Origin of the sequence: Halomonas campaniensis (assembly GCF_002211105.1) — a bacterium.
GTDB classification, from domain to species: domain Bacteria; phylum Pseudomonadota; class Gammaproteobacteria; order Pseudomonadales; family Halomonadaceae; genus Vreelandella; species Vreelandella campaniensis_A.
This window is the reverse complement of the sequence record NZ_JPUA01000034.1, coordinates 452,582-462,255: the sequence shown is the minus strand read 5'-3', so window position 1 is coordinate 462,255 and position 9,674 is coordinate 452,582. Positions and strand designations below refer to the sequence as shown.

Sequence of the window (9,674 nt, the reverse complement as noted above, 5' to 3'; positions counted from 1 at the left end):
GGCGGCCCGCCTCGGGTTCTTCGGGAATTTCAGCGTGCACGCAGATCAACTCGCCGCCGGGCTTTAGTGCGGCATGCAGTTTGGCTAGGCAGGCCGAAAGCTCGGGCACGAAATGCAGTACCGAAGAGCACCAGATCAGGTCGTACCCGGTACCGATGTCATCCCTCGACAGATCGCCACCCTGCGCATCAAGACGCGAGGCCAGGCCTGCTTCGGCAATATGTTGCGCCGCCACATCGGCGGCTTCGGGCAGTTCAAAGACCACGCCGTGCATATGTGGAAACGCCTTCGCCAGGGCGACGGCGACCAGCCCCGGGCCACCGCCTAGATCCAGCAGCCGCCAGGCTGCTTCAGCCACCCTCCGTTGTGCCACCAATTCACAGGCGGCAGGTGCCGTTACCGCCGCCTGCTCACGAGCCAGATGACCGCGCGCTGCCACGGCCCAGCGCTCACCGTTGGCCAGCGGTGCTGGCCGGTTTTGTCCGCGCAAGCCATTGGCTAGCCCGGCACCGAAATCGCGCAGGGAAGCAAGTCGAAAGCGCCAGGCATCACTACAGTCTAACGCTGAGGAAGACGCCAGATAGCGCCGCGCCACCTCGCTGCTGGCGTAGTGCCACTCACCCGCGGCATCGCGGCTTCGGTCGAGCAGTTGCATGCTCCATAACAGCGTCAGCCAGTGGCGCGTGGCTTCGGGCTGCCATGCGTGCATTTGTGCCAGGGCCTCAGGGGTGCAGGGTGACGCCAGCGTCTCAAATAGATCCTCTGCTAAGGCAAGCTGTAGAGCCTCGGCCTGCACAGCGGCCAGCGTTAGATCCCAATAGGGTTGCAGCGCATGGGGAAGCGCATCCAAGGGCCGGTTCATAACGACACCCCCACACGCAAGCCAATCTCACGGGGTGGGCTGTACTCCCGTACCGTGCCGTTGAGCAGGCCCACTGCATCGTACTGTTGGTCAGCGGCGTTGTTCACATAGACCCCCAGTTGCCATGGCCCCTGTTGATAGCCGCCGGCCAGATCCAGCAGGGCATGACTGGGGCGGCTAAAGCGGTTGGCCGCATCCAGGTAGGTCTTACTCATGCCACTCAGGTTGGCCTGGGCATACCAGCCCTGGGGTGAGTCGTAGCGCAGCCCCAACCGACCGCTGATATCGGGCGCAAAGGGGTTGTGGTGACCGGCGTGGTCACCGCTCAGATCGTTGAACTCGCGAAACCGGGTACGATTGAGCGCCAGGCCCGCCTGAAGCGTCCAATGTCCGCCCAGCAGGTAGTCAATATCCAGTTCTACGCCCTGGGAACGCGCCGCGGCAGCATTGGTGATCTGCACACTACCGGGCTGAATAACTTGCTGGACTTGCATGTCGTCAATGGTCATCCAGTAGCTGGCTAACCCATAGCGGAGCCGTTGCGAAAACGCTGTTCCCTTGATGCCCAGCTCGTAGGAAGCCACTTGCTCAGGCTCGTAGCCGGGATAGTCACTCTGAGCAGAGAAGACGTTGAAGCCACCGGCGCGAAACCCTTCGGCATAGCGGGCATACAACCAGTCGTCGTCGCCCCATCGGTACTGCAGAGCCAACTGCGAGGTAACATCACCCCAGCGCTCGCTGCGCTGGACGGCTCCCCGGGGCGTCAACGCCACCCGGCTCTGCTCTAAGCGCAGGCCTGGTGTTAGGCGCCAACGCTCGCCCAGCAGCAACGTCCACTGCCCGAACAGCGCGAGGTTCTCAGCCTCCAGCGTCGCCTCACTGCGCTGGGTGCCCATCGGGTTGCGTTGCTCGAACTGCAGTTGATGATCATCACGGTCGCCATAAAGGCCCAGCACCCAACTGCTCTGCCCTTCATCGCCCTGGCGCTCCAAGCGAAGCTCCTGAGACAAGGTGGTCAAACGCTGGTCGCGCCCAACGGCAAAGCGCTGAGCTGGAGTTAAATCGGTATCCTGGGTGACGCGATCACGGATCTCCCGCCGCGCTGTGATGGATCGCAGCGTCAAATCAGGCGCTAAGGCATGACGCGCATCCAGGGAAATATCCCGCCCGCTGGAGCGGTTACTGCCGGGACTGGGGGAGTCAATGCGACGCGTAGCGTGACCGTTTGACCCGACAGGCCCCCAAGGAGCCGCACCGTCGCGGTAGTGTAACTGCCCATAGCGCAGAGTAACGTCCGTATCCGCGGTCGGCGTCCAGAGTAGACGTAGCCGCCCGCTCTTGCGCTGGCGGTCATCTGCCTCACCCGCACGCGCCAGGTTATCCACGAGGCCATCCTGCTGGCGCCACTCCCCGCTGACCCCAAAATAGAGCTGCTCGGGTACGAGTGCCTGAGCGGCATCGAGGCGTAGCGCGTTCAGCTCACGGCTGCCCAGCGTAGCCTCCAGTTCGGCATAGGGGCCTTCATCCGGCTGTCGGGTATGCAGGCTGACTACGCCGGCCTCGGCATTGCGGCCATACAGCGTCGACTGGGGCCCGCGCAGCACCTCAACCCGTTCCACGCCCTGCAGGTTGTGATCGAACCCTTGGCCAGCCACGACGGGCACCCCATCCACCAGCATGAGTACTGATGAGGAGAAAGCGGTGGCACCTGAGGTCAGCCCACGCATTACCGGCAGGGCGGTACCCGACTGGCCAAAGGGCTGAAAACTCAACCCAGGCGCGTAGCGTGCCAAGTCGCCAATATTGGAAGCGCCGGCATCCGCCAGCGTCTCGCCGGAGATGACCACCAGGCTCGCCGGCACCTCTTGCTCAGTCTGCGCGACCTTGTTAGCCGTTACCTTTACCACGGGTAGTGCTTCCCCTTGAGCGATGCTGCCCACGCCGCATCCCCCCAGCAGAAGCACCACCGCTGCCTTTCTTTTCAACCCCTTGCTCTGCATCGCCCACCCCCTTAGCGCTGTTTCTGGCTCCCCGACTAGCGCGGGAACCTTCAAGGGAGTAGGCTAGCCATAAACGATATCAATTATCATACTCATTCATATGCAAACCGATTCACTTCTTATGCGTAGCGATGCTTCACCTCCCATTGGCGACTCTCTGCAAGATTCTCAATGCTGCGGGCTGGATGATGGCCTCTCGGTAGTGTTAACCCGCTACCGTGCTAAACAAGCGCTCGTCGAAGAGAGCCACACCCCCCATACGGGCGCAGGCGTGATTGTCACCTTTGGTCTACAAGGCCGCTCTGATTACCGAGAGCGCTGGGGGCCGCGCATCGATTTCGGTCACGGTCACACCACCGTAACTACCTTTGACCACAGCCAGGGGGAACGCCATATACCGGAAGGGGAAACAGTGCTTCAGTTACGCCTTGTCGCCAGCACCGGCTGGCTAGCGCGCTACCTGGGCGAGCGATATCAAGCAGCACTCCCCGCCTCTGGGGGTATTCGACCGCTGGCTTTTCAGCCTACGACACCAGCCAGCCATGCACATCTGCAGGCGCTCCAGGTAGGCCTCCAAACAGGCAGCGCTCGGCTCCAGCAACACATTCACGCCTTGAGCTTATTGGGGGAACAACTCGATACGCTGCTGCCGGAACCCAGCCCTACACAGAACATCGCCAGCGCAGACGCCGAGCGCATCGTTCAGGCTCGTGAGATCCTTCTCAACGAACTGGATCGCCCCTTGACCCTTGCCTATCTGGGAGCACGGGTGGGGCTAGGAGAGCAGAAGCTTAAGCAGGGTTTTCGTCGCATGTTTGGCACGACGCCTCAACACTTTCTTCATCAACAGCGCATGCGCCACGCACATACGCTGCTGGAGAGCGGCCAACAGGTCGCTCAGGCCGCCTACGCCACGGGCTATCGGCACCCAAGTAACTTCAGCGCTGCCTTCACGCGCTTCTTCGGTTATGCCCCTAAAGCCATTAAACAGCGCAAAAGTTGATAACAAGTATTGCGAGTGGTGATGCAGCTATCCGAGCGAGTCTCGGCATAATTGCACACTGTCGCGCGACACACTACAATAGATGAAAGCCAGTTAGGCATAAGCCGGTACGATGGATGATTAAAAGCATCAAACATAAGGGACTAAAGCTGTTTTTCGAGAAAGGAAGCACCAAGGGCGTCCGTGCCGATCATGTCGACCGTCTCCGTGATCGTCTGACCGTACTGGACGCAGCCACGAGTTTAGACGATATAGCTGCTGGCAACTGGGGCCTTCACCCTCTAACTGGAAAACTGGACGGCCAGTATGCCATCAAGGTATCGGGTAACTGGCGACTGTTCTTTGAGTTCCGAGACGGTAATGTTTACCTGCTGAACTATGACGATTATCACTGATGGGAGAAGAAACAATGGCCATGTGTAACCCCTCACACCCGGGTCGCATTATCCGGCAACGTCTGATTGAGGACGAAGACGGCCAAAAGATTGGCAGCGTGGCATCGGTCGCCGAACAGCTCGGTTGCCACCGCAATACCCTGAACCGGGTAATTAATGGCAGCGCCTCCGTCACACCTGAAATGGCATTGGCTCTAGAAAAATTGCATGCCGGAAGCGCCGAATTCTGGCTATCCATGCAAACCAATTATGACCTATTTCAGCTTCGCCATAACCAGGGCGCAGCTTAGCTAAGCGATACCGCGCTCCCCGCTAGTACCAATCTTCAACCGCTAGCTTTTTAATGCGTTCAAATTCCCCAGTATTGTGGGTGACTAATGTACCTTGGTTGGCGAGCGCGGTACCGGCGATCAACGTATCGTAGGGGCCGATAGGGGTTCCCTGCTTTTCCAGGGTTGCGCGAATTTGCGCTGAGGCTTTGGCTTCAGGTGTGGAAAACCCAAGAATCTGTACAGTGTCGATCAGTTTGTCGAGCTGCATCGCTCTCTTTTTGGGAGCAGCCGATTTTGCAATACCCAGCTCCAACTCGTACAACACAATTGCAGGTATGCCAATATCGGCGGGCTTTTTTGACAAGAGGTTATCGGCGACACTGCCCATGCCTTTGAAGAAGTAGATGAGCGTATTGGTATCAAGCACATACATCAAAGTGGTTCCCGCTGATTATCGGTGCCGGTTCCTGCCCGAATCTCCTCCAGGGACGGAAACTCATCCCAAGCCCCAGCCAGTTCGACCACCGCCTGTGGCCACTCATTGGCAACCTCTTCTTTGATCAGATTAGTAATCCATTTGCTCTTGGAGACATTCATCGACTTGGCCGCCGCCGTCATCTTCTTCTCGGTATCATCATCGATATAAATCGTAACTTGGCCCATGACACACCTCTTGCCAGCAAGTATATGTTGGAATATATGTCCCTGTGATAAAAGCGTCAAGGCCGCTGGCGGTGCAAGTGCTGGCAACGGGGCCTTCATTCTCTAACTGGAAAACGAGACACTCCGCCATCACCAGAGCATGGCTTAGACAAGCGATATCACTCGCCATCACTAATTATTCTAAGCCACTCACAGCAATGACTACCCACTCACCCGAGCCACCGCATCGCGGCTGGCGGCTTCTCGCTGTTCACCGGTGAGCTCTACCAACTGCCCCTGACGCATTTCCAGCAGCCGGTCGGCCTGGTCGAAGTAGTGGTCGTCGTGGCTGATCACCACCAGCGTCTTGCCCAGCGCCCGCAACTGGGGCAACAGCTCGCGGTAAAAGACCCGGCGGAACTGCGGGTCTTGGTCGGCAGCCCACTCGTCTAGCAGCAATAGGTCGCGCTGTTCAGCGACCGCCAGCAGCATCGCCAGGCGTTTGCGCTGGCCCTGGGAGAGGTTGACGTTGGTGATGCGATCGCCGTCGAAAACGAGCTTGCTGCGCATGCCCAGCGCGGCAAGCCACTCCTCCACCAGCCCCGAGTCCGGTGACTCGCCCGCAGGGCCCATCAAACGATCAAAAAGATGCAGGTCGGTGTAAATGGCCGAGAAATGCTGGCGATAGCGTGTCCAGTCTTCCTCCTGCAGCGGCCTGCCATCGACCCGAACACAGCCGCTTTGAGGCTGGTAAAGCCCGGTCAACAGTCTCGCCAGGGTCGATTTCCCGCTGCCGTTACCGCCGATCAGAAACACCACCTCGCCACGCTTCAAGGTCAGGTCGATAGGGCCGATGGCAAAGCCTGATCGAGATTCCTCATCCGGGTAGCGATAGCTGACCTGCTCCAGGGTTAGTTCCTGCCAATCGTGGCGCAGCGCAGAGTGGCCGAACGCCTCGCGGTGCTCGGCCAGGTCTAAACTGCTGATTTTTTCAAACGCCACTCGGGCGTTAATCAGCGTCGGAAAGGCGCCAATGGCCTGCATAAGCGGCGCACGCAAAAACAGCAGCGTGAGTGAGAAGGTCGTGGCTACCTGCACCGATGCCCAACCCAGGCCGTTGGCCAAAAAGAACGCGACGCCGATGGCACCCAACATCATAATGTTGAACCAGTTCACCGCGCTGAGATGGTAGGTATCACCAAGAATAAAATGACGCCGACAATCCTGTGCGTTAGGCGTATAGACATCGCGATACAGCCATTCAGCGCGGTCACGGTTGAGCGCCAGCTCCTTGCGCCCCTCGATCACCGACTGGTAATCCGCGTAGAGACGATCCTGTATTTCGCGCAGTTTGGCCATATGCCCATAGACCCGCGCCACCAAACGCATGCCAATCAAAACCGTCACGATCACCCAGAGCGCGGTGACACCCAGCATGGCAGGCGAAAGCCATGCCAAGTAAAGCGTGGCACCTATCGTCAGCACCCCACCCTGCACCAGTTCCGGCAAGCGTATAAACGCAACGGTCACTGAACTCACGTCGGTGGAGAGGCTCGCCAGCAGACGCGCACTGCCAATCTGCTCGGCGCGTTCGATATTGGTATCCAGAATTCGCTTGATCAACTGCCCCCGCAGCCGATAGACGAAATGGTGACCCAAGGTAGTTAGCGCCAACTGTGACGCCAGGGTAATGACCAGCAGCAGCGCGATCAGCCCTAGAAACTCGGGCAGGATGCGCCAGGGGTCAGTGAAGGTACCCAGCAGCCGTTGATTGATAAAGGCGATAACACCGATGCCCAAGCCAGCGCTTGACAGGCTAAGCAGCACTACGGCCACAAACGGCCAGCGGTAATCACGCCATACAATTCTCAACAGCTCCATAACCACAACTCCCTGGCATTCTGTTTTCTGTAACCGCTAAAAGCGCTGGTGATTACAAACGCCGCAGCCCCCACATAAAGTAGGCACCGCCAATCAGTGAAGCGACCAAGCCCGCCGGTATCTCATAGGGGAAAATAATCTGACGCCCCACCCAGTCGGCCAGCACCATCAGTAGCATGCCGATCAACGCAGCACCCAGCAGGTGCTGCCCTGCACGGGAGAAGCCCACCAAGCGCGCCATATGTGGCGCCAGCAGGCCAATAAACGAAAGCGGCCCCACCACTAGAGTGGCGCAGGCGGTTAGCAGCGCCACCAGTAGCAGCAACGCCAAGCGGGCACGGTTAAGCGTTACCCCAAGCGCCTTGGCCGTCGGCGCGCCTAAGGGCAAGATATCCAGCCAGCGAGTGAAGGGTAGCGTGATCAGCGCCAGCACGGCGGCAATGCCCCCGACCACCACCGCATTGGTGATATCCACGTAGTAGGTGGAGCCCGCCAGCCAGGCAATCACCTGCTGGCCACGAGGATCGCCACCTGCCAGCATTACGCTGCGAACCGCATCAAACAGCGCACTGACCGCCACCCCGGTGAGCAGCAAACGCTCGGGGAGATAACCGCTCTTGCGGTTGATACCTACCAACACCAGCAGTGTTGCGAAAGCCCCCAGGGTACCCACGCCAATCAGCATTATATTGGTGGGCGCAGGCAGCAGGAAAATTCCTAGAATCAGCGCAATGGCACAGCCACCGCTGATACCCAGAACTTCGGGGCTGGCCATGGGATTGGCAGAAAGCCGCTGGAGTATCGTCCCGGCAATCGCCAGCATCAACCCGCTGGCGGCGGCCGCCATCACCCGGGGCGTGCGCCACTGCATCACATTCCAGTTATCCGGCGACAGCAAGTACCAGCCATCAACCCCCTGTCCAACGAGCAGCCCAAGCAGCGTGGCGCCCAGTAGCGCAAGGATTAGCCCAGCCGCTAACCGAGAAGGCGCCGGGTGACGATGGGCGAAAACACCCGCCCCTTTCGGCGGCTGGTCGCCCTGCAGTTTTAGGCGCGGAATCAGCCACATTAACAGCGGTGCCCCCAGGGCACCGGTAATCGCCCCGGTAGGAATAAAGGCCGCCACCATGCCACCGAACTGCTGCAGCAACAGATCCGTGGTGGCCAACAGCACGGCCCCTAATAGCGTCGACCAGATTAGCCGCGGCCCTAAGCGGCGCGCACCGGCCATGCGCACGATATTGGGCGCTGCCAAGCCGATAAAACCGATGATGCCCACCACGCTGACAATGCTGCCGGTAATAAACACCGCCAGCCCCATGCCCGCAAAGCGCAGATAAGTCAGCGAGACTCCCAGGCTCTTGGCGCTGGCATCGTCCAGTTCCAACACCGCCAGAGGGCGCAGCAAGAACCACGCGGCTACGCAGCTAATCGCCAGCCGAGGCCAGAGGATTGCAACGCCGTCCCAACCGTTTTGCGCCAGCGAACCGGCTCCCCAAATCAGCAGCCCCGAGAGCGCTTCGTGGTTGAACAGCAGCAACGCGGTGGAGAGTGCCCCCAAGTACAGATTGACCACCAGGCCGGCCAGCACCACCACGATCGGCGCCAGCCCGCGCCGCCAGGAGAGCAGAAACACTAATCCAACCGCTAGCGCGCCACCCAATAAGGCGACCCATTCGCGCCCGGCGACAAGCAGCCCCGGCGCCAGCAAGGTGGCGGTCATCAACGCCAGGTTAGCGCCCGACGCCACACCCAGGGTGGTGGGCGATGCCAAGGGGTTGCGCAGAACCTGCTGCATAAGTACCCCCGCTAGCCCTAAACCACCCCCGGCTAACAGCGCAATCGAGAGGCGCGGCCACCACGCGTAATAAAGCAGCAACTCGTCAACGTTTTCAAAAGAGGGCGCCACTAACGCCTGCAATCCCAGAGTAAAACCACCCTGCCCCTGCAGGCCTACCCAAAACAGCACGACCATCGGCAGGCTCAGCAACAGGCAGGCTTTCGCGGGCGACATTCCTCCCACTCGTTGGGCAACTTGTGAGGCGCCTAGCATAGCGAGCACCCTTTTGTGATCACCGAACAGCTCGCCACGCGTGGCGTAATAGGCAGCAGCGTCATTGTCTAAGCCTTAATCGTTCTGGAAGTTAATAGTTAAATTATTGACAACGATTCTAAATGATAATAATTAGCACTACAATTGACTCCTTAATTGATACATAAGTAACGGAGCCTCCTTATGGCAGCCAAACCGAGCTACCAGCTTTTCGATATCACCCTCGCCCGGCGCACCCAAGTCAGCGCCTCATTAGTCAGGTTTACTTTCACTGGCCCGGAAGTCAGCCGAATGGCGACCTACGCGCCGGATCAGCGCGTCAAGCTATTCTTTCCCGAAGGCGGTGGCAGTCTCGACCCGCTGTTTGAGATTGCCAAGCTGGAAGAGCACGACTGGTACGGCGCCTACCGCGCACTGCCGGATGCGCAGCGCCCCTCTGCGCGCACCTACACCATCCGTGCCCTGCGCCCGGAGCAGGCCGAGGTGGACGTAGAATTTGTACTCCATGGCGACAATGGCCCCGCATCGCGCTGGGCGATGCACGCCCGCCCAGGTGACCGCCTTGC

At 59.5% G+C, this 9,674-nt stretch carries 10 protein-coding genes; 4 read left to right on the top strand and 6 right to left on the bottom strand.

Translation table 11 applies throughout. The features are described 5' to 3' along the window. Together JI62_RS14530 and JI62_RS14525 are read right to left on the bottom strand one after the other, a co-directional pair. The coding region (locus tag JI62_RS14530; RefSeq protein ID WP_088700826.1) for a methyltransferase at positions 1 to 862 on the bottom strand (862 nt) is incomplete at its 3' end. Beyond that, positions 859 to 2,862: a TonB-dependent receptor gene (locus JI62_RS14525; protein ID WP_088700825.1), complete on the bottom strand. Its 2,004-nt coding sequence runs from the start codon at positions 2,860 to 2,862 to the stop codon at positions 859 to 861. The genes JI62_RS14530 and JI62_RS14525, both read right to left, overlap by 4 nt. 121 nt (positions 2,863 to 2,983) lie before the next feature. Between JI62_RS14525 and JI62_RS14520 the strand changes: the two genes are divergently transcribed. The 3 genes from JI62_RS14520 to JI62_RS14510 all read left to right on the top strand — a co-directional run bounded on the left by JI62_RS14520 (position 2,984) and on the right by JI62_RS14510 (position 4,550). Beyond that, complete coding sequence (locus JI62_RS14520) at positions 2,984 to 3,865, top strand: helix-turn-helix domain-containing protein (protein ID WP_170938560.1); 882 nt, start codon at positions 2,984 to 2,986, stop codon at positions 3,863 to 3,865. Positions 3,866 to 3,981: 116 nt separating this feature from the next. After that, complete coding sequence (locus JI62_RS14515) at positions 3,982 to 4,260, top strand: type II toxin-antitoxin system RelE/ParE family toxin (protein ID WP_022522148.1); 279 nt, start codon at positions 3,982 to 3,984, stop codon at positions 4,258 to 4,260. After that, positions 4,260 to 4,550 carry a HigA family addiction module antitoxin gene (locus JI62_RS14510; RefSeq protein WP_022522149.1) on the top strand — a complete coding sequence of 97 codons (291 nt, stop codon included), beginning with the start codon at positions 4,260 to 4,262 and terminating at the stop codon, positions 4,548 to 4,550. Before JI62_RS14515 ends, JI62_RS14510 begins: the two co-directional genes overlap by 1 nt. A 22-nt stretch (positions 4,551 to 4,572) precedes the next feature. On the opposite strand, the gene JI62_RS14505 is transcribed toward JI62_RS14510, so the two are convergent. From JI62_RS14505 to fhuB, 4 genes are all read right to left on the bottom strand, one after another. Continuing rightward, a complete protein-coding gene (locus tag JI62_RS14505; protein ID WP_205737530.1) occupies positions 4,573 to 4,965 on the bottom strand; it encodes a type II toxin-antitoxin system VapC family toxin in 393 nt (130 codons plus the stop codon). After that, positions 4,965 to 5,195 carry a CopG family transcriptional regulator gene (locus JI62_RS14500; RefSeq protein WP_088700822.1) on the bottom strand — a complete coding sequence of 77 codons (231 nt, stop codon included), beginning with the start codon at positions 5,193 to 5,195 and terminating at the stop codon, positions 4,965 to 4,967. Before JI62_RS14500 ends, JI62_RS14505 begins: the two co-directional genes overlap by 1 nt. A 201-nt stretch (positions 5,196 to 5,396) precedes the next feature. Further along, positions 5,397 to 7,055 carry a multidrug ABC transporter permease/ATP-binding protein gene (locus JI62_RS14495; protein ID WP_088700821.1) on the bottom strand — a complete coding sequence of 553 codons (1,659 nt, stop codon included), beginning with the start codon at positions 7,053 to 7,055 and terminating at the stop codon, positions 5,397 to 5,399. Between the two features lie 52 nt (positions 7,056 to 7,107). Then, complete coding sequence (gene fhuB / locus JI62_RS14490; RefSeq protein ID WP_088700820.1) at positions 7,108 to 9,108, bottom strand: Fe(3+)-hydroxamate ABC transporter permease FhuB; 2,001 nt, start codon at positions 9,106 to 9,108, stop codon at positions 7,108 to 7,110. Positions 9,109 to 9,291: 183 nt separating this feature from the next. On the opposite strand from fhuB, the gene JI62_RS14485 reads away from it, so the two are divergent. Continuing rightward, positions 9,292 to 9,674 (top strand): siderophore-interacting protein (locus tag JI62_RS14485; protein WP_141101338.1); only part of this gene is annotated, 383 nt, incomplete at its 3' end.